This window comes from Methanobrevibacter sp. TMH8 (genome assembly GCF_020148105.1).
In the GTDB taxonomy this organism is placed as follows: domain Archaea; phylum Methanobacteriota; class Methanobacteria; order Methanobacteriales; family Methanobacteriaceae; genus Methanobinarius.
The window spans coordinates 50,643-75,961 of the sequence record NZ_JAHLZE010000029.1; the positions used below are offsets into that span (position 1 = coordinate 50,643).

Consider the following 25,319-nt stretch of genomic DNA (forward strand, 5'->3'; position numbering starts at 1 on the left):
AAAGAAGGAAGTAAAAAAATAATTATTATTTAAAATAGGAATACACTATGCCAAATCTGTTTATTGTAGGAATCGGTCCAGGTTCCAAAGATTATCTTACTCAAAAAGCTATAAATACTGTTAAAAATGCAGATGTTACTATTGGAAGTTGGAGAGCAATTGATATCTTTGATGATGTTGGAAAAACTATTGGTTTAAATGTTAAAGACCTTCAAGAAAAATTAGAACTTGCAGTAGATTTAGCTATTGATGGAAAAGAAGTTTGTGTACTTTCAACAGGCGATCCTGGTTTTTCAGGGGTTTTAAAAACAATTTTAAAAATAGCTAAAGAAAAAGAATTTAATGAAGAGAATATCGAAGTGATTCCAGCAGTAAGTTCTCTTCAATTAGCTGCAGCTAAAAACAGAATATCCTGGGATGAAGCAAATATAATGACATTTCATGGTAGAGAAAATATAGAAGATATTTTAACAGTTATTAATAATGGTCAACCTACAATAGCTTTACCTTCAAAAAGTGTTAAAGATATGGCAAGGTTTTTACTGGATAATGGAGTTGATGAAAATAGAAAAGTAACAATTTGTGAAAGACTAAGTTATCCAGAAGAAAAAATTGTTACAACAAGTTTAAAAGAAGTTATAAATAGTGAATTTAGCTATATGTGTGTAATGATTATTTATTTTGATAAATATTAAAATTTAGAAGTATTATAAGTATTATAAGTATTAAAAATATATTAAAAAATATATTAAAAATAATAAAAAACAATAAAATTAATAAAAATAATGAAATGCTAAAATAAATGAAAATAATAAAAAATTAAAAGAATTTTAAATTATTTAAATAAAAAAAGAGTGACTATATAGTCACTATTCCATGAATATAGCTGGTTTATAAGGCATTGCATTTCTTGCCTTATTTTGAGGATCATAGCTATCATCTTGGTGAATAACGATCTTAGCATTAGTTTCTTCGGATATAAAGTCTAAAGCATCTGAAAGTACGTCATATTCATCAATCTTTCCAACATACTTTGTTTTTGTCATTTCACGACTGATTTTTTTAGCAAATTCAGCTATTTCCTTTTTATTTTCATGAATATTTTCACCGATAGATCTTCCCATAATTTGACCAATATCTGGTTTTCCAACATCAGCAGCTATTCGATAAAGTTCCCATTTCCAATTAGGAGCTAAATAAACATGGATTTTCTCTGGTTCAACTTCAACAATCTTTTTTATTTCATTTATATCTTTAACAATATTTTGAACCATTTCTTCTGATTTTTCAATAATTTCACTTGGGAGACAGCTATCTGTTTGTAGGTTTAATGTAGGAGTACATTTCATTGGGAAATATTGGTATTTTATTGGCCATTCTGCTTCTGATACAAATCCTTCTCCACCATACTTACTCCAAAGTTCTTCACTACTATGAGGTGTAAATGGAGCAAGAATTCTAATCCAAGATTCAAGTATTGAAGATAAAACGAAAATTAAAGCTTCATCAACCTCATTATCTCCATTTCCATCTTTATTTTTACCTTTATCCCTATTTTTATCCCCATTTCCTTCAATTAAATGTTTTGTACGATACATATAATGATCAACGTCTTTTTTAAGAAGGAAAAGAGAATCTTGAAGAGCTTTTCTTGTTTGGAAACCTTCTAATGCTTTTGTTGCATCATTGATTCTAATATAGAGCTGATTCATCATCCAAAGATCAATTTTTCTTGTTAAATCAATACGTTTGATGTTACTTAAATCAAGAGGAGAACCTTTTATTTTTTCTATTTTTTCAGCAAATTCAAAGAACCAATCTAAACGTCTTTTTGTTCCAATAACTTCTTTTTCTCTCCAATCAAAATCTTGCCATGGCTCAGCTGAAGACATTAAAAAGAGTCTTACTACATCAGCACCATATTCTTCAATTGCATCACTTAAAAGAATTACATTACCTTTTGAAGAAGACATTTTATTACCTTCAAGTAAACCCATTCCAAATACAACCATTCCTTGTGGCCAGTTTTCAGGAGGGAAAATAACTGCATGATGGAACATGTGGAAACTTAAATGATTTCCAACTAAATCTTTAGCTGAAAGTCTCCAATCAAGAGGATACCAATAGCTAAATTCGTTTTGAATCTCATTGATTGTAGCTTGATCCACTTTTAATTTTTCATCTTTATTATCTTTATCAAAAAAGATTTTTTCAAAAAAAGCATCATTTATATCTTCTGGATTCATGTCTTTTAAGTATTTAGCTATTGTATAATAAGACATATAAATTGTAGAATCAGTTAATGGTTCTATTAACCATTGTTTATCCCATGGAAGATGTGTTCCAAGTCCAATACGACGTGAACATGCCCAATCTTCTAACCATCCAATATAATATTCAAGATTAGATCTAACTTCACTAGGAATTATAGTTTCATTTCTAAGTAAATATCTTGTCTTTTCTTTCCAATCTTCATCAGAATATTTGAGGAACCATTGATTATCCATTATCTTAACTACACATTTTGTTCCACATCGACAAATAACTGGATGTTCAGCGAAATCATACATTATTGTAGCTTGATTTTTATCAATCATGTCGCTTTTAATATTTTCTCTTGCAATAGCTACTCTTTCACCCGCATATATTGGAATATGATCACTAATGATTCCTTTAGAATGTTCCACCTTATATAATTCATTAGTTGCTTCTTCAAGTTTAGGATCTTCTTGACTTTCTACTTCCAATCTTTCAATAACATCACGAGCAGGAATTTCACTGTATTTTTTGAGAGTGACAACATTCAAAGGTTCAATACTATTTACTAAATCCTCCAAATTATACTTTTCAATTAATTCTTTATTATTTTTTAAATCTTGAAGTGCAATATAATCAGCTGGAGCATGGCCTGGAACTGAAAATACAGAACCACTTCCATATTCAGGATCTACAAAACTAGCAGGGAATATTGGATGTAAATCTTTTGTTACAGGATTTATTATTTTAGCTCCAATAAGCAATTTAGGATTAATATCACCAATAATTTTTAAATCTTTTATCTGATTAGAAATATTATGATATGACTCTTTACTAATTATCCATCTTTCTCCATTAGTACTATTATCTCCTTCAGCATCACTTTTTACTTCAATATATTCAACATCAGGATTTAACCAGAGATTTGTTGCACCAAAAATAGTTTCAGGTCTAAAAGTTGCTGGAACTAAATATAAGCTATTTTCATTAGATTCTTCATTAGATTCATCTGAACTAATTCCATCTTCTTCAGATCTATCTTCTTCAGACCCATTCCCTATATCAAAACCATCAATTTTAAATTTAAGAAGTGTTAATTCATTTACAGCTACTCCTTCTCCTTCTAAAAGGTCATGATCCCCTACAGGATTATTACATTGTGGACAGTATTTAACAGGGTGATTTCCTTTTCTAACTAAATCCATATCTTTTAATTTTCTTATCTGCCATTGGATAAATTTCTTGTAAGTAGGGTCAGTAGTTCTAAATTCTCTTCTCCAATCAATTGAATAACCCATATCAGACATTACATTATGATATTCAGTACTGAAATATTTTACAATGTATTCTGGGTCTTCTAATTTTGAAATTTGATCTTTTGGAACTTTATGAACATTTTCATATAGTTTTAAAGTCCAAGGATCTTTATCTCTGATTCTACTAGCTATACCAATTACAGGAGCCCCAGTTACATGCCAACCCATCGGAAAGAGAACATTATATCCTTGCATTCTTTTAAATCTAGCATAAACATCAGGAACTGTATAGGTTCTTCCATGTCCAATGTGCATAGCCCCACTTGGATAAGGATAAGCTACTGTTAAGAATACCTTTTTTCGCTCATCATGATCTGCTTGAAATAGCTTTGCATTTTCCCACTTCTGTTGCCATTTCTTTTCAATTTCTCTACTCACTAAATCACCAGTTTTATAAAAATAATGTTAAAAATCTTTGATTATTGATTTTTTAATTGATTAAATAATTATTAATTGATTGAATAAAATTTATTCTTGAATAAATTATTTATAAATATTTATAAAATAATTATTCATAAAAAATATATTATAAAAAATATATTAAAAAATATATTTATAAAAATATTTAAAAATATTATTAAAAATATTAATTATAAAAATATACTATACAATTATATTATTATTTTCATTATTTATTATATTTATATTCTTTAATTTTATAATTTTTAATAATTTCATAGATTATAATTTTATCATTTGATTATCCTATAATTTTCATAGATTTTAAAGTTGTTAATTTTATATAAATTGTAATTTAAAGATCTATTTCTCTTTCTAGCCATTTTAAATAGCTATCAGAAGCATTTAAAATAGGTAATGCAATAATACATGGATTTTCATAAGAATGAATTTCTTTTATTCTAGAAATGATTTTATTAATATTTTCTTCAATGGTTTTAAGAATCAGAATAGATTCATTATCTTTTTCAAGATTTCCTTCCCACCAATAAATAGATTTCATTTCTGAGATTATATTTGAACAAGCAGCTAATCTTTCTTTAACAATAGTTTCTCCAATATTCATAGCTTCTTCTTCATTACTTGTAGTAACATAAATCAATGCAATCATTTTATCCCTCAAATAATACAACTTACATTTAAAATTTAAAAAAGTTTAAAAATTTAAAAGTTTAAAAGTTTAAAAATTTAAAAATTTAAAAATTTTAAATGATAAAATTTCAAATAATAATAATAATAATAATAATAAATATTATTAAATAATTCTAAATAAATTAAATAAAATTAAATATTGTTAAATAATAATAAATATTATTGAATATTGTTAAATAATCCATTCTAAAAGAGTTTCTTGTTTTCAAAAGGACTAGGTGGAGAATATAGCTTGTGTTTATTATTAGCTATTTTAGTTCGGATATTATTAATTTCTAATACTGTGTTATTAGTTTTTTTCAAGATTTCGTCATTTTCTAATTTTTTATCATGAATCAGATAGAGTAATTGATCTAAAATCTCATAGCTAAAACCAATTTCATCTTCATCGGTTTGATTTTTCCAAAGCCCTGCTCTTGGTGGCTTATTTATGATTTCATCGGGAATTTCCCAAGATTTTGCAAGTTTTCTTAGCTGTGTTTTGTATATATCACCAATTAGTTCAAAATCACAAGCCCCATCACCAAATTTAGTAAAATAACCAATTAATAACTCACTTTTATTTCCAGTTCCTGCTACAAGACAATTCTTAAGGTTTGCAAAGTAATACAAAAGAGACATTCTAATCCTTGCTTTAAGATTACCTTCAGCAGCTTTATTTTTATTATTTGATTTAAAATCATTATTAGCTAAAGTATTATTTAAATTCTTAGCTAAAGTCAAAAATTCATCAGATATTTTATCAATATTTATTTCTTTATAATCAAGATTTAATAATTTAGCAACTAAACGAGCATGTTCAGTGTCCTCTTTTGGAGTGGTCGAACTAGCTAAATGATAAGAATAAATATTTTCACTTCCAATAGCTTCTTTCAAAAGATATGCAACAACAGTAGAATCAATTCCACCGCTTAAACCAATTACTACCCCATCAACATTGGTTTCATTTGTCATTTCTTTTATAAAATTAATTAGTTCTATTTTAGTCTTTTTTGGATCAATTTCAGGTAATTTCATTTAATCACTCAATTAACTATGATAAATATCTACTTTAAATAATTAATAATAATTAATAATATAATGAATAATATAATGAATAATAATAAAACATATATTGTAAAATATATTGTAAAGGATACTCATTCATATTTTTGTTTATATTCTATTTATTTTTATTCATAATCTAAATTAATAAAACATAAAATAACACTAAAATATAAAAAACATTAGAATCAATAAATAATTTATAAAAAATTTAGAGACAAAAATGTAAAAAAATTTAGAAAAATCATTTTTAATAGATATTAACAGTAAAATAAAGGTAAATTTAAAATAAAGGAGAGAAATCATGGGATTTAAAGACTTATTCACATTTAAAAAAGGAGAAACAACTTTTGTATTTGTAGGGGGAAAAGGAGGTGTTGGAAAAACATCAATATCTGCGGCTACAGCTATATGGATGGCAAAACAAGGTAAAAAAACATTAGTTGTATCTACAGATCCTGCACACTCACTTTCAGACTCCCTTGAAGCACCAGTTAGTCATAGCCCAACCTTGATTATGTCTAATCTATATGCTGTTGAGATTGATCCCGAAATAGCTATGGAACAACAACAAGCAGAACTTGAAAGCAAAAAAAGTTTAGCTACTGGGGAACAAGCTCTTGGGTTGGATATGCTTGGAGATCAATTAGATCTTGCATCTTCAGCTCCTGGTGCTGATGAAGCAGCTGCTTTTGAAGTTTTTCTTCAAGTTATGACTACCAATGAATATGATGTTGTGGTATTTGATACTGCTCCAACAGGCCATACACTTAGGTTCCTTTCATTTCCAGACTTAATGGATTCATGGGTAGGAAAAATGATAAAAGTTAGAACTAGACTTGGAAGTTTAGCTAGTAGCTTTAAAAATTTAATTCCATTTATGGGAGATGATGATGACCCACAATCTACAGCTGAACTTGAAGAAACAAAACGAAAAATAAGCGAAGCTAAAGAGATTATGTCAAACCCAGAGAGAACTACCTTCAAGATGGTTGTTATTCCTGAAGAAATGTCTATTCATGAGTCAGATAGAGCTATGGATGCTTTAGCTAAAAATCATATGACTGTAGATGGAGTTATTGTTAATCAAATGATGCCAGATATTGAAAACTGTGATTTTTGCCAATCTAGATATAAATTACAGCAAAAAAGAATGGCATTAATCAGACAAAAATTTTCACATCAAACAATAGCTGAAATACCATTATTTAAAGAAGAAGTTAAAGGCATAGATAAATTAGAAGAAGTAGCTGAAATACTTTATGAAGGAAAAACTCCTGAACAAGTGGAAAAAGATGCTATACTTCTTTAATAATAAAAAAATTAAAAAATAAAAAGTTAAAAATGAGAAATATACAATTTAAAAATTAAATTTGATTCTAATTAAAATTTTAAAAAATATTTTTCAATTATTTTTTTTATTTTAAAATTATTTTTAAACAATAAAACAAAAATTTATATATGTACAAGTTTAAACTATATTAAAATAATATCAATATATACAATTTAATAATTATATTATTAATAAACAATGCTAATTTTAAATTAAAAATTTATATATAAATTTGTAAAATAAGTTTGCTTTATAATAATTTACTATTAAATTAATGATTTTATAATAATCTTATAAACTTTATAATAATCTTATAATAATATTAAATCTTATAATTAATTAAGTATTATAATAAATTAAATAGTTATATAATCTTATATTAAATTTAGCTTATTTATATATAATATTATACTATAATTATAAACCATTTAAGATTGATTTGGGAGAGGCGAAATATCAATGGAAAAAAATAAATATAAAGGAATTTTAGTTCTTTTAATCGTTTTATCGACATTATTTGTGTCAATAAGTATGGTGTGTGCAGAAGATGTTCCAGATCCTGGAAATCAAACAGTTACAAATGAAACTTCTAATACTGATAATTCAAATACATCTGTTAATATTCCTAAAAAACCAACTAAAGTTTCTCAAACTAATGTTATAAAAGCAGCTAAATCATTACAAAGTTATGCTACTAAAAATAAAAAACTGCCTAACTATGTAACAGTTGCAGGATATAAATTTTCAATTCCAGAATTTTATTATTTAATGTCTAAAACCATTAGTAATAAAAATAAGAAGATTAATTCGGCTATAGTTGTTAAATATAATATTAAAAATCCTAGTAAGGCTTCAGGAACTTGGGTCAAGGGAAAAATTTATTCTTATTACTATTCTATTTATGCAGATAAAATTATAAAATATATGAATACTTATAAAAAGGTTCCTAACTATTTAGTAACAGCTGGTGGAAGTAAATTACAATATCAAAGTAATGTTTATTTGTTTGCTAAAGCATTAGCTGGAGCAAGTAAAAAGCTTCCATATTATGTTTCATTTAATGTCAAGGCAGCTAATCCAATTAATAAATATTTACCTAGCTATAATAGGGATAAACCTAATGTCCAACTATTAGGAAGTGGTAATCTTGGTTATGTACAACTTTTAGGACCATATGGAAATACTAGTTCTAAAATCAAAATAGCTTATATCATAGGAATGCATCCTCTAGAAAGTAATGCTCATACTGCATTATATAAAACATTGACCACTAGTAAAAACTTAAAATACTTGTATTACATTTATAAAATAACTGTTACCAAAGATGCTGATAAATACAATTCTGGAAGAATGAATGGGCAATTAATAGCTCAAAAATATATTGTTCCTAATATTAAACTAAACAAATATAACTTAGTTATTGATATCCATTCTAACAGAGATAAAAGTGAAGGCGGAGGTTATGAAAAATCAAATTTTATATTCGCTCCATTAGATAAGGGGTCTTCAAAAACAATCGCGTATAAACTCAAAAGTCAAATCCCAGGACTTTCTTACTACTACCCACAATCTCAAACAAGTCCGCCATATTGTACAGAACCTATAGTAAGATCAGGAATCAAAACATTAGTCTATGAAACCGGTTCACCTAATTTTGAGCCTATGACAACTACTTTAAATTATATTAAACAATTAATAGCTAAAGTTGACAGATTAGTTCTATAATTGTTTAAATTTTATTTAATTTAGTTTATTTATTTTTTATTTATTTTATTAATTTATTTATTTTATTTACTTTTAATTAATTTATTCTTTATTATTTTCTATTATTTTCTATTGTTTTATTATTTAAATTAATATTTAGCTTATTATTTAGATTATTATTTAGTTTATTTTTAAAATTAAAATATATTTAAACTTTAATTTTAAAATTATCTGATATTTAGTTTTATTTATTAGAAAAATTATTCAAATTTAATAATAAATAAAAAAATAAAAATTTATCTAAAAAATGGCCATTTATTTCCAACTCTTCTAGCTTTAAAAAATCCCATATATCTAAAAGCATTATCATTAGGAATTCTTTCTTTAAATCTTTTTAGATCTTCATGATCTCTTCTATTCATATCACATCTACCAATATCATCAAATCTACACTCTTGCATTTCATTACATCGGAAATGATGTCTATGACCAAATCTATGAGCATGTCTAAAGTCATCTTTAGAATAATCATCACAACCGAATCTAAAATCAGCACTACAGTAATTTCTAGATCTAGGTCTAAAATCTTCCATATGATTAGCTATATATTCAGATCTAAGGTTATTTAAATGTTCATCTCTAAATCCAGACCTATGATCAAAATTAGAGGTAGAATTATCATATTTATAGCTAAACATTCTATTTAACATTTTACCGAGCATTTGTTTAGCTCGAGAAAGTTTAAATTCAGAACTAGAAATATTAGCATCTTTATTAGTCTTAAGAGAACTAATAGCTAAATCTTTCACACTTTTCATGATTTCATCTTTATTAGAATCTTCTAAATTTTTGTATATTATTTCTTCCCATTTTGCATCAATTTCTTTAATTTTAGAAGCTAATTCTTTTCCATATGGAGTTAATGAGATTTTTAAATCCTGTTTAAAATCATGATCTCTATAAAACCAGTGATTTTCATTATTTTCATAAGTTCCATTATTTTCATGAGCTCCATGAGTCCCATGAGTCCCATGAGTCCCATGAATTCCATTATTCTCATTATTTAAGCTATTTTCACTATTTTTATCATGATTTCCTTCATTATTATCATTATTTATTTTATTTTCTTGTGAAACTTCTTTATCTAAAGGTTTTCTATCAATGATTCCAGATAGATATAATTCCATTAGCCCACGAGCTGTATTTCTATCATTTAAAAATAGATATTTAGCTAATTCTTTTTTAGATATATTTTCTTTTTTATCAAGTTCAATTATAAATGGAATTTGTTCTGTAGTAATATCTAAATCTTTAATTTCCTGGTTTAAGTATAGATTATATGCTTTATTTGTAATAGCTAAGAAATTAGCTATAGACAAATCTTCTATTTCATCTTTATTTAGTTCTTCATCAAACATCATTCTATTAAATCTCCTATTATTTTTAACTATATTAGAAGTTAGTTGAATGAAAATAAACTAACATATAAGAGAAAATTATGGACTTTAATATTTAAAATTAAATTTCCATTCAACTGTTTCATATATTAACTGTTTCACTATATAAATGTTTCCTTATGAAACAGTAGTATGATGAAACAGTTTTATATTGAAACTGTTTAAGGATAAAATCAATATTATAAAAAAAATAATGAAAAATATTAAAGATTACTAAAAATTACTAGAAATTATTAAAAATTGTTAAAAATAGCCAAAGAAAATTAAAGGATATTAAAAATAAAACTTAAATTGTTATTTTTTTCTAGGATCTTTGGGAAAAAATCCCTTATTTCTAAATAAATCTCGATGGTGTCCATGCCCTCTGAAATGGTGACCTTTAAAGATATTTCCTGCAAATGGATGCATAGAGAAATCAACTCCAGGACCATTCGAATCTTTAAATTTCTCTTTTTCTTGATCAAATATCTCTAAAGAGCTTTTAGCTAAACTTTTTAAATTATTTATAAGTTGTTCTTTATTTTCAAAATTTTCAGATTCTTTCAAACGAGATAAAATCATATCTTCCCATGATTTATCGATTTTTTCAATTTCTAAAGCAGTTTCTTTTCCTTTATCTGTTAAAAAAACATTATATTTTCTTCTGTTGTTAAGAGCTGTTTTTCTCTCAATTATTTCTTGATCATCCAGTTTTCTAAGAGCTTTAGCTGTTGTTCCTCGAGTAACAAATAATTTATTAGCTAAATCATCCTGAGAAGCATTTTTAGACCTCATCAATTCTAAAATAAATGGAATTTGTCCAGGAGTAATGTCTAAATCAGTCAGTTTATACATTAAATAGTTTTTATATGATTTATAAATAATAGTAACTAAATCACACATTAAAAAATCTTCTGATGCTTCTGATGAATTCTCCTCTATATTTTCTTTATTCTCCATAAAATATCACTGTTTTATAATAAAAATTGTAAATTAACTATAATTGTTTAATTAATTGTTTATTTATAGTATTATATCATTAAAAGTTATTAAAGAACATTAAAATAAAATTATCATAATAATACAATTTTTAATAGTTGATTTATGATATATAAAAATAAATATATAAATGTTTCCTTGTGAAACAATTGTTAAAAAAGCTAAAAGATCGAAAATGTTATACTTAAAACTTGCAATTTAAAAGAATATAAAAAAAGAATTAAAGTTTTTTAATTTCAGAAATAGACAATTCTGTTGTTTTAGCTATTATTTCAATTGGAATGCCTTCGTTTTTCAAGTTAATAGCTATTTCCAATTTTTTTTCTTCTTTCCCCTCTAGTCTTCCTTCAAGTTTTCCTTCTAATTTTCCTTCTAGTTTTCCTTTTTCTATTCTTTCATTCATCACATTTTCTTGATGGAATTCATTTAATTTTTGATAGAAGTATCTGTCAAATGCACCGTTTTGTAGTGCGTTTTCTAAACATTCCATTGAAGCTTTTAATCCTTTATCCCCCATTTTTACTATCTCCTTTCTTTCTTCATGTGTTGTTTCATCATCGATAAAAGCCAAGTATTGGTGTTTGGGATTGTTTCTTAAATCTTTTTTTGTTTTTATTATCAATCCATTTTGACTTGGGTGTTCTTCATAGATGTTTTCTTTTCTAAATTTCTCCATTTCAATGATATGGATTTCTAATTTATCTATTAGTTTTTCAGAGATATAAATATTACTATTCCTTATATCAAAGATATTATGGTATTTTGGTGATTTTAAGAAGGAATATTTGCATATAGCTATTGTTATGACTTTTTTTATTGAGTTATAGTTTTTTCCTTTGCCCAATGGTTCTATTGCTCTTTTGCATATATATGTTATTAATCTTTCTAGGAAGTCTTTGGTTTCTTGTCTTTGTATTTCGATATTGATATCTTTTCCACATTCACTTATTATTCTAGAGTCTAATTCTGATCTTTTTCCTTTAGTTTTATCAGGAGGCATTTTTGTGTTGGTGGTAGTTATTTCTCCTTCTATTTCGATTCCTAAAGCTTTTAAAAAGTTCTTTTGTTGTAGCTCATTTCCCTTTTCACCCATATACTTGAGAAATAAAAAATCATCCATAGCAAAATAATTTTGAAAAATTATATCTTTAAATTTTGATGATTTTTCTTTCATAGACTGGTATTGTATAACTTTATATTTAAATATTAGCTTATATGAGAGCTTAATTTTACTATATAACGACAATAAATAAGTAGTAATGTAATTTAAATATAAAAAATAAATATTATAACATAAAAAGAATTTATTAATAAGAAAACAATTTTAGTATATGAAATAAACATTACTATCCATGAAAAATATATTTAAATAATATGAGTAGCTACTTCACCACTACTTATATTAACAATTATATCCATTGAATCAATAGGATTTGATGATTCATTTTGAATAATCCAAACTTCAAAACCATCTACAGAAATTACTTTCGTTATATTATCATAACCCATAGATAAAGATAAATTAGTAATTTGTTTATATTTCTCATCATCAGTCATATTTTTAAAATTAGAAATATTAGCAACTTTTTCACCATTCTTAAATTGTGAATTTAGAGAATCTGTTTCCTCAGAGTACTCAGAATAATTATAATCAATTGCTAAAATATTAAAATAAAATAACAATCCAATTCCTACTAATAAAAAAATTAATATAAAAATCACATTTTTGTTTCTCATATTTAACCTCAAATCTAAGATATTGGCATATATTTATAATTTTAAAAATTTTTAATAAAAAATCTAACTTTATAATGGGTGAAAACTTTGATAATGGAAAAAAATTAAATCATGCTGTTTATTCAAAGCATTTTATCCAAAAATTAATTAATTGTCAAAATTTTAACTATTTTCTATTTGAGTTAAAGATGAAACAATCTTTTTAATTGTATCATCTAATATTAATCCATACTTTTCATTATTATAATTTTCAGAAGACATGTTTGCAGTAATTAAATATGAAAAATTATCTTTTTTAAAACTCCATAACTGAATAATCTTATCTTCATTTTCAAATGTTTTAGAATAAACAGTTATATTAGCTATATTATCTTTAGATTCGTTTTTAAAAACTAAATTTTTATTGTTTTCAACATTCAAATTATTATTAGTGGTTAGATTATTCTTTTTTAGTTTAAAATCATTTATAGAAAAATATTGTATATAAACAGTAGAATAATTGTTTTTTAAAGATATTCCATTAGATTTATTATCAATATTATAATCAACTACATCAAAATTTCCACCAATATCGACCATAACATCATTGCCTAGATTAATATATTGTGAATGACCATGCCAAACATCAATTTCCATAATATCATTATTAACCTGTGAAAAAATAGTTAAAACTGATATTAAAACCAAAACTACGGCTATTATTAAAATCTTTTTATTCATGGATATCTTGTCCAAATACTAGTTCTAAATTATAATAATATTATAATAATATTAAAAAAATGCCCTATTTTTTATTTTAAATCAAATATTATAGCATTATTTAAATCAGATATATCAAAAATTTTATAAAAATAAAAGAAAAGAAAAAATGAAAATTAATAATAATACACTTTAATAGCTGCAATAACTTGATTAGTATATAATTTAGTTTTGAAACTATTTTTTCCATATCCTTTAAAAGTTTTATAAGACATTTTATTATCTTTAACATCCACTAAGCCAAATTTCACTGCTTTAATTTTATATTTTTTATTTTTAGTTATGATTTTAATATTTTGGTATTCTATTTTTGGAAAATTAGTATGTTTTCTAATTTTAAAATTGAGTTTCTGTACTAATTTTGCATTAGCTTTTTTTGCAGATAAATAGGTAGTTTCTATAAAATTACTAATATAATATGGTTTGAAACTTTCATGTTTAATTTTTCCTTTAGTGTAATAATTAATAACTAATTTTTCAAGATTAACAGTATCATTATTTAAAGATTTTATTTTCAAAAAATTCTTATTTTTACCATTGTAATTCTTATAGAAATATTTAGCTTTATAAGTTTTATTATCAAAAACAGAATATGTTGCATTTACTGATTTAATTTTATACTTATTTTGATAATTTTTTTTAATACTAATTTTATAATATTCTTTAGAATTATTATAATTAAATGCAAAAACCTGTTCAACATTTGAAACCTTTTTTTCTGTATTAGAATAAAAAGAACCTTTATATGCTTCTAATTTCTCACTACTAGCTGCAAAGCTAACATTCATTACAAAAATAAATGCAATTGCAACAATGCCTATCATTAATAAAATTCTATTAATCTTCATTTTAAAACCTCCTTCAATAAAAACCTCAAAATCTTTATCATGAAAATACCCTCCATTTCTTTATATATTTAAATTTAAGTAAATTTATTTTTTAAAAACTCTAAATACCCTAATTTATCTAATAAAATTATAACACTCAATCCAATACATAATATAAATGGTAAAAAGCCCATATTATTTAAAACAGCAACAATAAACAAAATTAGTGACATGAATATTAAAACTAACGAAATATATAATATAATCTTTGTTCTCCGTGAATAAAGTAAATAGATAGCCAATATTGAGTACATATAAAATCCAAAAAAACAAATGAATGTCACTTCTAAAAAATCTTTTAAATAACCAGTATCAATATACAAAGTTACTGTTATGGCCCAAAATAGGCCATAAAAAATAATCACGACATAATACAGTTCTAAAACTTTTTTTATATTTTCATCTGATAAAAGCCAATACATAATAAAATCTCGCAAATAGATTACAAAGGAATATTACCTATATTTAAAGTTAACACATTTTATAAAACATTTTAAGAAATGAAAAATAATGATTGTATATAATAGAGCAAAGGTATTAATAAAATAAAAATAAACTGGATAATAATCCATTTATTTCTTTGATTTGTATTAGCAAATGATACTTTATTTTTCTCTATAAATTCTAATAAAGCAGAAATTAAAAAGAAAACAGCAATAATAATTCCATAATGGAATCCAGTGAAAATTAATCCAAGACTAGAAATCAAAAACATGGCAGAAACCATGTTTGTATCTTTTGAATCTAATTTTATAGCTATTAATCCAATTGTAGGAAATACAATAAAACCTAAAAGACCAAAAATCACTATAGGATTCATAAAAAAGAAAGCAGTACAAATATGAAGAAATCCAAATAAAAAACCTAAAAAAACTCCAATATAACCAAAAATTAAACTAACTTTCATTTATACCCACCTATAAAAACTTAAAATTTCTTTTTGAATCTTTTTTATTCATTTCAACAACAATTATTAAATAAAATTATTTTTTGCAATACATAAAAATCACAACCAGATATTATTCTTTTAACTAGTCTTTTTTGCAGAGCTACCCCCAAAGCCAAAGCCAAAAGAAGACCCATAGTTGAAATTAGGACTGATATTTTTTTTATAAAATGATTTAGCACTTAACCGTGTTTTTTCATAAAAAGTATGTTTAAAATCAGGAACTCCCTTTGAACTAGAAACTATTCTTATTTTTAATTTTGTCTTGGTGATTTTAGTTAAATAAATATTCATAGTCGATAGCTGTTTATATTTATTTTTATTTTTAATATACACTTTATTGAACATTTTTACAGTTTTACCATTATGATAAGTAACATATTTAACTAAAACCCCATTATATCCATTTATTTTGCCTTGATCTATTTTTTTATATTTAGTAGCTGAGATAGTATCAACTGAACTAGTTACAGCTATTAATATGAAAAATATCAATAATGATATGAAAATATATTTTTTCAATTTCATCCCTTAATCACCTCTTATCTAATAAATTTAATTCATCCTATAATATCAATTAACATTTTATTACTTTTTATATCCTGATAAAAAAGTTATTATTAGGATGATCTAAAAAACAAACCAAATTTATTTTTTTTGACAAAGGGAGCTCTTTATAAATAAACTTTTTTATTATACAGATTCTTTTATAAAATCTAAAAATGTATTACTAAATGAATTTAATATCTAATAAAAACAAAAGATCCAAATCTTTGTAATATATTTTTTCCTATACTTATAATCTGATATTCCAATATATAAACATTTGTTATTATAGAAAATGAAAAATATTGAAAAGAAAATGAAAAATATCTAAAATATAATAAAAAATATGTAAAAAATAAAATAAATATATAAAAAAATTATAAAAATAAAAATAAAGCTAATTAAAATCAAATAACCCTATTTCTCAAAACACCAATACTTTCAATAGCTATTTCAACGATATCTCCTTTTTTCATTTGTCCAACACCAGAAGGGGTTCCAGTAGCTATAATATCTCCTGGATTTAAAGTCATAATATTTGAAATAAATTCAACAAGCTTATTAGGTGAAAATACCATATTTTTAGTATTGGAATTTTGTTTTATTTCTCCATTAAGAGTTAATGAAATATTTTGATTATTTGGGTCCATCTCAGTTTCAATAAAAGGACCAATAGGTGCAAATGTGTCGAAACTTTTAGCTCTTGTCCATTGTTCATCTTTTCTTTGAAGGTCTCGAGCTGTGACATCATTCATTATTGTATATCCACCAATATATTCTGGAGCATCAGAAATACTAACATCTTTAGCTGTTTTTGAAATAACAATAGCTAATTCTGCTTCATAATCCATTTCATTAGACATAGCTGGAAAAAAAATATCGTCCTCACAGGCAATTACAGAACTAGGTGGTTTTAAAAATATTTTTGGCTCTTCAGGAAGTTCCATAGCTAATTCTTCAGCATGATCTTTATAATTTAAACCAATACATACAATCTTACTTGGTTTAGAAACTGGAGCAAAACCTATATCTTCTAGAGAATAGCTAGCTACCATCTTATCTTCAATATACTCCTTATTTTCCCAGTTATTTAATACATTTTCTATTGAATCAGCTAATTCTATGACTTTTTCTCCATCAAAATAACCAGTTTTTATAATATTATCATCAACAAAGAATCTTAAAAACTTCAAATTATCACTTCTAAATAATTCTAAATAATTCTTTCTATAGGCACTACTAATATATCCTTAGCACCTGCATTTTTAAGTTTATTAACTAATTCAAAAACTTCTTCTTCATCAACAACAGCTTGAATAGCTACAGTATCATTTTTACCAGATAGTACTTCAGAAACAGTTGGGCCAGTCATTGCAGGCATTAAATTCTGAACATTAGCTAAATCCTTTTTAGAAACATTCATCATTAATAGCTTTTTTCTTTCAGCTTCAATAACTCCTTTTATACTGGTAGCTATAGTTTCGATTAAAAATTTATTTCCATCTTCTTTTTCAAAGGCTTCTTTATTAGCTATGAGTTTAATAGAACTATCTAAAATATTATCAATAATTTTCAGATGATTCATTTTTAAAGTAGTTCCAGTACTAGTTAAATCAGCTATGATATCAGCTACTCCAATAAAAGGAGCAATTTCAGTAGAACCAGTTAGCTCGACAATTTTAGCATCAATACCATTACGTTTAAGATAGCTATCAGTTAGATGAGGAAATTCAGTAGCTACTATAACACCAGATTTAACATCATCTAGAGAGTTAATATCAGAGTCTTCAGGAGCAGCTAAAACTAAACTAGTTTGTCCAAATTTTAAATCTTCAAGAATTTCTACATTAGATTCATTTTCATATATAAGATCTAATCCAGTTATTCCCATATCTACAATTCCATCAGCTACAAATTCTGGAATATCAGCTGCACGAGCAAACATTACACTGATATCTTTATTGTGAGTGTTTGAAAATAATTTTCTATTTCCAACATCTTTAAGCCCTAATCCTGCTTTTTCCAGAATAGCTATTGCAGGATCGCTGATTCGTCCTTTTGAAGGTATTGCAATTTTAAGCTTCATTCTTTCTCCTTTTAATTATTTAATATATTTGATATATTTTAGATTATTGATGATATTTTAATTATTTTTAATATTTTAGATTATTTATAACATATTATGAATAATTTTAAAATTTTATATGATTTATAGGATTATAAATTTAAATTAGTTTATAAAAAATTTATATAAATATATAATATTTTATAATATTATTTTATAATATTAAAAATATCTTTATATAAATATTAATAATCTATAATGTTCAATATAATAATAATCAATATTAATAGATATGTTAACTAGGTTTAAAGATTTTTCTAAAAGGTGAAAAAATGGAAACCAAAAATATTCTAATACATGATACAATTATTCTAAATCCAAAATCTGAAAAAAATTCAACTGCTGTGGAATCATTTAAAGGGGATTTATTGATTGAAAATGATAAAATAGTTGAAATAGCTAGAAAAGATCAAGAATCAATTTCAAAAGATAACATTGACAAAATTATCAATGGTGAAAATAAAATATTAATGCCTGGACTTATTAACACCCATACACATATATCTATGAATCTATTTAGAGGATTAGCTGATGATATGGAACTTGATGATTGGTTAAACAATCACATCTGGCCTACTGAAGCAGGTTTAAATGGAGAATATTGTTATATTGGAGCATTATCAGCTATTGTAGAAATGATAAAATCAGGAACCACAACTTTTAATGATATGTATTTTTATATGGAAGATGTAGCTAAAGCTGTTGAAGAATCTGGAATTAGAGGTTGTTTATCTTATGGAATGATAGACTTTGCAGATGAAGAAAAACGTCAAAAAGAATTGAAAGAAAACATTGACCTTATAAAAAACTGTAACAATACTGCAGAAGGTAGAATAAAAACTTTTTTTGGACCACATGCAACATCTACAGCTTCAAAAGAATTATTAGAAAAAGTAAGAAAAGAAGCAGATAGATACAAAGTTGGAATTCATATCCATATGAATGAAACTAAAAAAGAAGTTGAAACCATAGTTGAATCAGAAGGAAAAACTCCATTTGAATATTTAGATGATTTAGGGTTTTTAAAAGATGATGTTATAGCTGCACATGGAGTATGGCTATCAAAAGAAGAAATAAATATAATAAAAAATAGAGATGTTAAAATATCTCATAATCCATGTAGTAATATGAAATTATCATCAGGAATATCCCCAGTTCAAGAAATGATAGATAAAAGAATCACAGTAGGAATTGGAACCGATAGCGTTGCATCAAACAATAATTTAGATATGTTTGAAGAGATGAAATTTGCTTCACTTCTTCAAAAAGTGAGCACGATGAATCCTAAAGCTTTAACATCTAACCAAGCTATTCAGATGAGTACTATAAATGGAGCAAAAGCATTAAACCTAAATAAAGAAATTGGGTCAATTGAAGTGGGAAAAAAAGCAGATCTCATATTATTAGACAAAAATACAATTAATTTAACTCCAATGAGCGATGTAATCAGTTCAAACTTAGTTTATGCAGCTAATGGGTCTAATGTAAACACAACAATATGTAATGGTAAAATATTAATGGAAAATAGAAAACTTACAACTTTAAATGAAAATGAAATCATAGAAAAAGCTAATAAAGCTATTAAAGAGTTAAAAAATTAATAAATTTATTTTAAAGTAAAAATAAGATATTAGAGATTAAAAAACAAAAAAATTTAAATAATATACCCTATAAATATATTATTATATATTATTTATTTATTATTATAATTTATATATTAAATTAATATTCCTAATATTCATTATTTCTATGGTTATTAACCAATGGTTATTATATTACTAATTATATTGTTATATTGATTAAAATTATTAATTTTTTGATAAAATTTGTTAATATTGAGGGATTATATGAGTTTTGATGAATGGAGTAATGGTAAGAAAGTAGCTATAATACTAATTATTATTGTAGCAGTAGTTTGTGTTGTTGGAGCAGTGTCTATTATGTTTATAAGTAGTGAAGTTCAAAAAACTACTGATGCTGTGTACAAGAATATTAATGATAGTACTGTAGCTAATAGAATGCAAGGAGATGCAAATGTACTTAATGTAACCGAAGGACAATATAAAGTTAAAATAGAGACTGAAAACCCATGGAGTTCATACATTACTACAGATAGTAAATATTTGCAAGATTCTGGCTCTGGTTCTAAAATTATTGATTTAGGTACAGTTAATACACTTTCAAGTATTACTATTGATCAAAACGGAAGTGGAACTACAAAAGTTTCTATTCTTGATTCTAACAACAAAACAATTATTGAAAAGACTAATTCAATCGATTATGGTAGTATATACATTTTATTAAGAGTCCGCTAATATATTTAAAAAAATCAGGGTTTAAATCATTAATTTAAATTTCTAATAGTTAGGAGTGAAATCATTAGTTTGAATTTATAATAATTAGGAGTAAAATCATGATTGATATGGAAAAAATTGGTAAAAAATTTAAAACAAGTTTAAAGTTAGATACATTTCCTTTAGCTATATATGAATCAAGAAATATCCCTGAAAATGCAGTTCCTTTATGTTCAGTCGATCATTGTGTTGCAAAATCTATTTTTTTAACTTCAACTAATGAAAATGAGAATCCAGTTTATATAAACAATAAAACACTTAGAGGATGTTGTCCTGGATCAATGACTTACCTTGGATTTGCAAAACCAGCTAAATTTATAAAATATTTTGTTTCAACTGGAAAAGAAAGTGTTAGAGGAGGAGCTGCAGAATATCTTAAAGCAAGCCCTGAAGATGTTGAAAAATTTTTAAAATCTATAGGTGAAATAAAAAAAATTGAAAATAATCTAGTAATTCAAAAATGTGAAGATATGAAAAATATTAATGATATTGATAATATTGCAGATATTGATAATATCGGCACAAATAACACAGATACAAAAGATATCAATATTAAATCAATTCTTGTCTTTGGTAACAGTGAACAAATACGAAATTTAAGTAACTTAATATATTTCAACAATGAAAATACATTTACTGGGATTAGTACACCATTTGGACCATCATGTGCAAGTTTTATCACATATCCAAATGGAATGGCTGAAAATACTCCTAAAGAAACTGTTTTTATGGGGCCAGTTGATCCCACAGGGAATATATGGTTTCCTTCTGACTATTTATCCATGGGAATACCAATAGAAATTGCAATGAAACTATATGAAAATATTGACAGTTCATTCCTATCAAAAAGACCAGAAGTTGCATTTCCAAAAAGATAATTTGAATAAATAATTGAAATGTAATGATTAAAGTATAATGATTGAATTATAATGATTAAAGTATGAATAAATAATTAATATTCACCGATCAATACATTTTATATCATGATATTTATTCATTACAATACTCTTTTTCCATTCTTCTTTTGTTTCAGGAAAATCTTCTCTGAAATGAGCACCACGACTTTCTTTTCTAATCAAAGCTGATTTAACAGTTAATATAGCTATTTCAATCATGTTAATAATTTCTAAAGCTTCTTGAAGTCCTTTATTATAATGAGTGTCTTTATCAACATCCATATCATTTAATTTTTCTTTTAAGTCATACAATCCACTTAAAGCTTCTTTCAATCCCTTTTCATTTCGAATAATAGCTACTTTATCCCACATCAAATCTTTTAAATCATTTTTAATTGAAGAAGGAGATATAGTTCCTTTTTTAACAAGATTTTGAATCCTATTTTCTTCATTTTCTATTTCTTCTTCATTTATTTCAAAATCAGAATTTTTAGCTATTTTTGATGCAGAAATTCCTGCTCTTCTTCCAAAAACTTGTGTATCAGCTAATGCATTTCCACCAAGTCTATTAGCTCCATGAACTCCACCAGTTACTTCACCAGCTGCAAAAAGATTGCTTACTGTTGAAGCACAATTTTCATCGATTCTAACTCCACCCATATAATGATGAGCAGTTGGTGCAATTTCCATGGGTTCTTTCCTAATATCAATACCAATATCAAGGAATTGTAAAAGCATTGTTTCGAGTTTTTCTTCAATGATATCATTATCAAGGTGAGTTACATCAAGATAAACTCCTCCATTTTCACTTGCTCTACCTTCCCTTATTTCATTATATATTGCTCTTGAAACAACATCACGAGTAGCTAATTCTTTTCTATCATCATATTTACCCATGAAACGTTCATTATCTTTGTTTAAAAGGATTCCTCCTTCACCACGAACAGCTTCTGTAACAAGAATTCCTTTTCTTGATTTTGGATAAAGCATTCCAGTTGGATGGAATTGAATCTCTTCCATATCAATTAAATCTGCACCTGCATCATATGCAAGAGTAAATCCATCTCCATTCTTTTGAAATGTATTAGAAGTTACAGGATATAATTGTCCAGCTCCACCACTAGCTAAAATAACAGTTTTTGCTTGGAAAAATATTGTTTTTGAATCATTTAAAGAAAATCCTACTGCACCAATAACTTTCCTCTTATTTTCATTGGTAATCTTATATTCAGCATTAGTCTCATATTCAGTGCTATTCTTGCATTCAGTGTTAGTCCCGTATTCAGCGTTATTCTCACTATTATCACTTTGAATTTCATCATACCCTTTATCTAGAATTAAAGAGGTTATCATGACTTCATCAATAGTTTGAATCTTTCTTTTGATAATTTCTTCTTTAAGAGCCATTATCATTTCATGACCAGTTCGATCTCCTTGAAAACAAGTTCTCCTAAATGTTTGACCACCAAAAGGCCTTTGATTTAATTCACCAGATTCTTGTCTATCAAAAAGAGCTCCGTAATTTTCGAGGTCTATTAATCTGTCTGTAGCTTCATTAACAAGTATTTCAGCAAGTTTAGGATCATTAAGATAGCTACCACCTTTCATAGTATCATGAAGATGCATTTCCTTTGTATCTTCTTTATCTACAAAAGCAAAAGCAGCATTATACCCCCCTTCAGCCATTCCAGTACATCCAGACCTGAATGAAAGTCCTTTTGATACAATTAATGGATTTAATCCGTTATTTGAAACTTCAATAGCTGCACGGCAACCTGCCCCTCCTGAGCCAATAATCAATACATCAGATTTTATAACCTTGCTTTTCATATTATAAGATTATACTTAATTTTATAAATATTTTTATAAATTTTGTTTTTATTTTTGGATTTTTTGGATTAATTCTTTCATATAATCTATAATATTATAAAATTATAAAAAATATTATAAAAAAAATTAAAAAAATATTAAAAAATATTAAAAATTTTAATTAAAAAATTGAAAAAAAATTGAAAATTAATATAAGGTATGAAAAATATACTATGAATGAATTAATCATTGACTAATAAGATATAATATATAGAAATTCAATATTAATATAATAAAACTTATGAATAATAATAAAAGTAGAGATAAAAAGTCAGGAGGATGGAAATGAACAAGAAAAAGATTATAAAATTATCTAAAAAAGATTTTGAAAAGGCTTGGACTGAATCTAAAAATTTAGTAAAAAAGCCACATCCTGATAATGAATATCCTAGATTAAAATATAATATAGGAAAATCTCATGTTTTATATGATACAATATCAGAACTTAGAGAAGCTTACCTCCGCTTAGGATTTAGTGAAACTGTTAATCCATTATTTATTGATAAAAATGATGTTTACAAGCAATTTGGTCCTGAAGCACCGGCTGTGCTTGACAGATGTTTTTATTTAGCTGGTCTTCCTCGTCCAGATATTGGGATTGGAATGGATAAAATCCAAGCTATAAAAGAATTAAATGACAATGTTAATGACAATCATATAAATAACATTCAAGAAGTATTTAGAAGATATAAAAAAGGAGATCTTGATGGAGATGATCTTACACTTGAAGTAGCTAATGCACTTGAAGTAAATAATGAAAAAGGATTAGCTATTCTTGAGAAAGTATTTCCAGAAATTAGAGAGTTAACTCCAGTAGCTAGTAATACAACCCTTAGATCCCATATGACTTCAGGATGGTTTATATCACTTGAAAAAATGGTTAAAGAAAACAATGTGCCAATTAAAATGTTTTCAATTGATAGATGTTTCCGTCGTGAACAAAAAGAAGATTCAAGCCATCTTATGACTTATCATTCAGCTTCTTGTGTTATTGTTGATGATGAAGTAAGTCTTGATACTGGAAAAGCTATTTCAGAAGCATTACTCCAATATTTCGGATTTTCAAAGTTTAAATTCATTCCTGATGAGAAAAAATCTAAGTATTACATCCCAGAAACTCAAACTGAAGTTTATGGATATCATCCAAAGTTAGGTGAATGGGTAGAGATAGCTACCTTTGGTCTTTACTCTCCAATAGCTCTTTCAAAATATGGAATAGATAAGGAAGTCATGAACTTAGGTCTTGGTGTTGAGAGAATAGCTATGGTTTTAAACCAGATAGAAGATGTTAGAGAATTGGTTTATCCTCAACTATATAAAGAATTAAGTTTGAATGATCGAGAAATAGCTACTATGCTCAATTATAATTATTATCCTGTAACTGAAGAAGGAAAAGCTCTTATGAGAGATATACTAAATATTTGGGAAAATAATATGGATGAAAACTCTCCATGTGAGTTTACTATATTTGAAGGAGAATTTTTAAACAAAGCAATTGTTGTTAAAGCTTTAGAAGAAGAAAATAATACTAAACTTCTTGGTCCTGCTTCTACTAATCAAATTTATATTTATGATGGAAATATACTGGGAATTCCAGAAAATATTGAAAATACAGTTAAAAAAGTTGAAGCTAATCCTGAAAAATATGATAAAAATGAAATTATCGGTGAAATTCCAGAGGATACTAAAATTGTTTATACTGGAGTTGAAAAAGGAATTCCTACTAATATTAGATATATAGATAGTTTAGCTGCAAAAACTGCTTATAAAATTGAAGAAGCTGTTATTAGTGGATCTGATGATTTGATACTCAGAAATACAATAGCTAGATCTTTGTCTGATGTTAATTTAAAGCTAGATGACATAGCTATGAAATATATTAATGATGATAATAAATTAATTGATATTAGAGGTCCGATATTCTCTACTATAAAATTAGAAGTAAAATAAATGAAAATAAGTGAAAATAAATTAATATAATAAATATAATAAATATAATTAA

22 protein-coding genes are annotated in these 25,319 nt (G+C 25.5%); 7 read left to right on the forward strand and 15 right to left on the reverse strand.

Annotated elements, in window-relative coordinates; translation table 11 throughout:
• The first annotated feature begins 47 nt into the window (after positions 1 to 47).
• Positions 48 to 695 (forward strand): cobalt-precorrin-7 (C(5))-methyltransferase, encoded by a 648-nt coding sequence (locus KQY27_RS06075; protein WP_224425677.1) that lies wholly within the window; start codon positions 48 to 50, stop codon positions 693 to 695.
• 174 nt (positions 696 to 869) lie between these two features.
• On the opposite strand, the gene leuS is transcribed toward KQY27_RS06075, so the two are convergent.
• The 3 genes from leuS to KQY27_RS06090 all read right to left on the reverse strand — a co-directional run bounded on the left by leuS (position 870) and on the right by KQY27_RS06090 (position 5,699).
• Complete coding sequence (leuS, locus tag KQY27_RS06080) at positions 870 to 3,950, reverse strand: leucine--tRNA ligase (RefSeq protein ID WP_224425678.1); 3,081 nt, start codon at positions 3,948 to 3,950, stop codon at positions 870 to 872.
• Between the two features lie 376 nt (positions 3,951 to 4,326).
• Positions 4,327 to 4,641 carry a divalent-cation tolerance protein CutA gene (cutA, locus tag KQY27_RS06085; protein WP_224425679.1) on the reverse strand — a complete coding sequence of 105 codons (315 nt, stop codon included), beginning with the start codon at positions 4,639 to 4,641 and terminating at the stop codon, positions 4,327 to 4,329.
• Positions 4,642 to 4,868: 227 nt separating this feature from the next.
• Positions 4,869 to 5,699, reverse strand: a complete 831-nt coding sequence (locus tag KQY27_RS06090) for an NAD+ synthase (protein ID WP_224425680.1) — start codon at positions 5,697 to 5,699, stop codon at positions 4,869 to 4,871.
• A gap of 331 nt (positions 5,700 to 6,030) precedes the next feature.
• Here KQY27_RS06090 and KQY27_RS06095 point away from each other — a divergent pair, with 331 nt between their 5' ends.
• Positions 6,031 to 7,038 (forward strand): TRC40/GET3/ArsA family transport-energizing ATPase, encoded by a 1,008-nt coding sequence (locus KQY27_RS06095; protein ID WP_224425681.1) that lies wholly within the window; start codon positions 6,031 to 6,033, stop codon positions 7,036 to 7,038.
• A 480-nt stretch (positions 7,039 to 7,518) separates the two neighbouring features.
• Positions 7,519 to 8,784 carry a hypothetical protein gene (locus KQY27_RS06100; RefSeq protein ID WP_224425682.1) on the forward strand — a complete coding sequence of 422 codons (1,266 nt, stop codon included), beginning with the start codon at positions 7,519 to 7,521 and terminating at the stop codon, positions 8,782 to 8,784.
• 275 nt (positions 8,785 to 9,059) lie between these two features.
• On the opposite strand, the gene KQY27_RS06105 is transcribed toward KQY27_RS06100, so the two are convergent.
• The 11 genes from KQY27_RS06105 to hisG form a co-directional block, all read right to left on the reverse strand.
• Entirely contained in the window at positions 9,060 to 10,184 is a 1,125-nt protein-coding gene (locus tag KQY27_RS06105; protein ID WP_224425683.1) for a hypothetical protein, read from the reverse strand.
• 330 nt (positions 10,185 to 10,514) lie between these two features.
• Entirely contained in the window at positions 10,515 to 11,159 is a 645-nt protein-coding gene (locus KQY27_RS06110) for a MarR family winged helix-turn-helix transcriptional regulator (RefSeq protein ID WP_224425684.1), read from the reverse strand.
• 259 nt (positions 11,160 to 11,418) lie between these two features.
• Entirely contained in the window at positions 11,419 to 12,372 is a 954-nt protein-coding gene (locus KQY27_RS06115) for an Rpn family recombination-promoting nuclease/putative transposase (protein WP_342765749.1), read from the reverse strand.
• A 191-nt stretch (positions 12,373 to 12,563) separates the two neighbouring features.
• The gene (locus KQY27_RS06120; RefSeq protein WP_224425685.1) at positions 12,564 to 12,935 is read right to left on the reverse strand and encodes a hypothetical protein; all 372 of its coding nucleotides are present in this window, start codon (positions 12,933 to 12,935) and stop codon (positions 12,564 to 12,566) included.
• Positions 12,936 to 13,097: 162 nt separating this feature from the next.
• Complete coding sequence (locus KQY27_RS06125) at positions 13,098 to 13,655, reverse strand: hypothetical protein (protein ID WP_224425686.1); 558 nt, start codon at positions 13,653 to 13,655, stop codon at positions 13,098 to 13,100.
• Between the two features lie 155 nt (positions 13,656 to 13,810).
• Positions 13,811 to 14,542 (reverse strand): hypothetical protein, encoded by a 732-nt coding sequence (locus KQY27_RS06130; RefSeq protein ID WP_224425687.1) that lies wholly within the window; start codon positions 14,540 to 14,542, stop codon positions 13,811 to 13,813.
• Positions 14,543 to 14,616: 74 nt separating this feature from the next.
• Positions 14,617 to 15,003 carry a hypothetical protein gene (locus tag KQY27_RS06135; protein WP_224425688.1) on the reverse strand — a complete coding sequence of 129 codons (387 nt, stop codon included), beginning with the start codon at positions 15,001 to 15,003 and terminating at the stop codon, positions 14,617 to 14,619.
• A 71-nt stretch (positions 15,004 to 15,074) separates the two neighbouring features.
• Positions 15,075 to 15,488: a hypothetical protein gene (locus KQY27_RS06140; RefSeq protein ID WP_224425689.1), complete on the reverse strand. Its 414-nt coding sequence runs from the start codon at positions 15,486 to 15,488 to the stop codon at positions 15,075 to 15,077.
• 120 nt (positions 15,489 to 15,608) lie between these two features.
• Positions 15,609 to 16,055, reverse strand: a complete 447-nt coding sequence (locus KQY27_RS06145) for a hypothetical protein (RefSeq protein WP_224425690.1) — start codon at positions 16,053 to 16,055, stop codon at positions 15,609 to 15,611.
• Positions 16,056 to 16,480: 425 nt separating this feature from the next.
• Entirely contained in the window at positions 16,481 to 17,266 is a 786-nt protein-coding gene (locus KQY27_RS06150; protein ID WP_224425691.1) for a fumarylacetoacetate hydrolase family protein, read from the reverse strand.
• 20 nt (positions 17,267 to 17,286) lie between these two features.
• On the reverse strand, positions 17,287 to 18,159 hold the full coding sequence (gene hisG, locus KQY27_RS06155) for an ATP phosphoribosyltransferase (protein ID WP_224425692.1): 873 nt from the start codon (positions 18,157 to 18,159) through the stop codon (positions 17,287 to 17,289).
• A 311-nt stretch (positions 18,160 to 18,470) separates the two neighbouring features.
• Between hisG and KQY27_RS06160 the strand changes: the two genes are divergently transcribed.
• From KQY27_RS06160 to KQY27_RS06170, 3 genes are all read left to right on the forward strand, one after another.
• On the forward strand, positions 18,471 to 19,799 hold the full coding sequence (locus KQY27_RS06160) for an amidohydrolase family protein (protein WP_224425693.1): 1,329 nt from the start codon (positions 18,471 to 18,473) through the stop codon (positions 19,797 to 19,799).
• A 246-nt stretch (positions 19,800 to 20,045) separates the two neighbouring features.
• Positions 20,046 to 20,513: a hypothetical protein gene (locus KQY27_RS06165; RefSeq protein ID WP_224425694.1), complete on the forward strand. Its 468-nt coding sequence runs from the start codon at positions 20,046 to 20,048 to the stop codon at positions 20,511 to 20,513.
• Between the two features lie 98 nt (positions 20,514 to 20,611).
• Positions 20,612 to 21,430: a DUF169 domain-containing protein gene (locus tag KQY27_RS06170; protein WP_224425695.1), complete on the forward strand. Its 819-nt coding sequence runs from the start codon at positions 20,612 to 20,614 to the stop codon at positions 21,428 to 21,430.
• A gap of 81 nt (positions 21,431 to 21,511) precedes the next feature.
• Here the strand turns inward: KQY27_RS06170 and tfrA are convergent, their stop codons facing one another.
• Entirely contained in the window at positions 21,512 to 23,278 is a 1,767-nt protein-coding gene (gene tfrA, locus KQY27_RS06175; RefSeq protein ID WP_224425696.1) for a fumarate reductase (CoM/CoB) subunit TfrA, read from the reverse strand.
• A gap of 324 nt (positions 23,279 to 23,602) precedes the next feature.
• Here tfrA and sepS point away from each other — a divergent pair, with 324 nt between their 5' ends.
• Positions 23,603 to 25,267 (forward strand): O-phosphoserine--tRNA ligase, encoded by a 1,665-nt coding sequence (gene sepS / locus KQY27_RS06180; protein ID WP_224425697.1) that lies wholly within the window; start codon positions 23,603 to 23,605, stop codon positions 25,265 to 25,267.
• Positions 25,268 to 25,319 lie beyond the last annotated feature (52 nt).

Excerpts from the sequence above, each read along its gene's own strand:
- KQY27_RS06075 (WP_224425677.1), top strand. The coding sequence starts at position 48 with ATGCCAAATCTGTTTATTGTAGGAATCGGTCCAGGTTCCAAAGATTAT.
- cutA (WP_224425679.1), bottom strand. The coding sequence starts at position 4,641 with ATGATTGCATTGATTTATGTTACTACAAGTAATGAAGAAGAAGCTATG.
- KQY27_RS06090 (WP_224425680.1), bottom strand. The coding sequence starts at position 5,699 with ATGAAATTACCTGAAATTGATCCAAAAAAGACTAAAATAGAACTAATT.
- KQY27_RS06095 (WP_224425681.1), top strand. The coding sequence starts at position 6,031 with ATGGGATTTAAAGACTTATTCACATTTAAAAAAGGAGAAACAACTTTT.
- KQY27_RS06100 (WP_224425682.1), top strand. The coding sequence starts at position 7,519 with ATGGAAAAAAATAAATATAAAGGAATTTTAGTTCTTTTAATCGTTTTA.
- KQY27_RS06105 (WP_224425683.1), bottom strand. The coding sequence starts at position 10,184 with ATGATGTTTGATGAAGAACTAAATAAAGATGAAATAGAAGATTTGTCT.
- KQY27_RS06110 (WP_224425684.1), bottom strand. The coding sequence starts at position 11,159 with ATGGAGAATAAAGAAAATATAGAGGAGAATTCATCAGAAGCATCAGAA.
- KQY27_RS06115 (WP_342765749.1), bottom strand. The coding sequence starts at position 12,372 with ATGAAAGAAAAATCATCAAAATTTAAAGATATAATTTTTCAAAATTAT.
- KQY27_RS06120 (WP_224425685.1), bottom strand. The coding sequence starts at position 12,935 with ATGAGAAACAAAAATGTGATTTTTATATTAATTTTTTTATTAGTAGGA.
- KQY27_RS06125 (WP_224425686.1), bottom strand. The coding sequence starts at position 13,655 with ATGAATAAAAAGATTTTAATAATAGCCGTAGTTTTGGTTTTAATATCA.
- KQY27_RS06130 (WP_224425687.1), bottom strand. The coding sequence starts at position 14,542 with ATGAAGATTAATAGAATTTTATTAATGATAGGCATTGTTGCAATTGCA.
- KQY27_RS06135 (WP_224425688.1), bottom strand. The coding sequence starts at position 15,003 with ATGTATTGGCTTTTATCAGATGAAAATATAAAAAAAGTTTTAGAACTG.
- KQY27_RS06140 (WP_224425689.1), bottom strand. The coding sequence starts at position 15,488 with ATGAAAGTTAGTTTAATTTTTGGTTATATTGGAGTTTTTTTAGGTTTT.
- KQY27_RS06145 (WP_224425690.1), bottom strand. The coding sequence starts at position 16,055 with ATGAAATTGAAAAAATATATTTTCATATCATTATTGATATTTTTCATA.
- hisG (WP_224425692.1), bottom strand. The coding sequence starts at position 18,159 with ATGAAGCTTAAAATTGCAATACCTTCAAAAGGACGAATCAGCGATCCT.
- KQY27_RS06160 (WP_224425693.1), top strand. The coding sequence starts at position 18,471 with ATGGAAACCAAAAATATTCTAATACATGATACAATTATTCTAAATCCA.
- KQY27_RS06165 (WP_224425694.1), top strand. The coding sequence starts at position 20,046 with ATGAGTTTTGATGAATGGAGTAATGGTAAGAAAGTAGCTATAATACTA.
- KQY27_RS06170 (WP_224425695.1), top strand. The coding sequence starts at position 20,612 with ATGATTGATATGGAAAAAATTGGTAAAAAATTTAAAACAAGTTTAAAG.
- tfrA (WP_224425696.1), bottom strand. The coding sequence starts at position 23,278 with ATGAAAAGCAAGGTTATAAAATCTGATGTATTGATTATTGGCTCAGGA.
- sepS (WP_224425697.1), top strand. The coding sequence starts at position 23,603 with ATGAACAAGAAAAAGATTATAAAATTATCTAAAAAAGATTTTGAAAAG.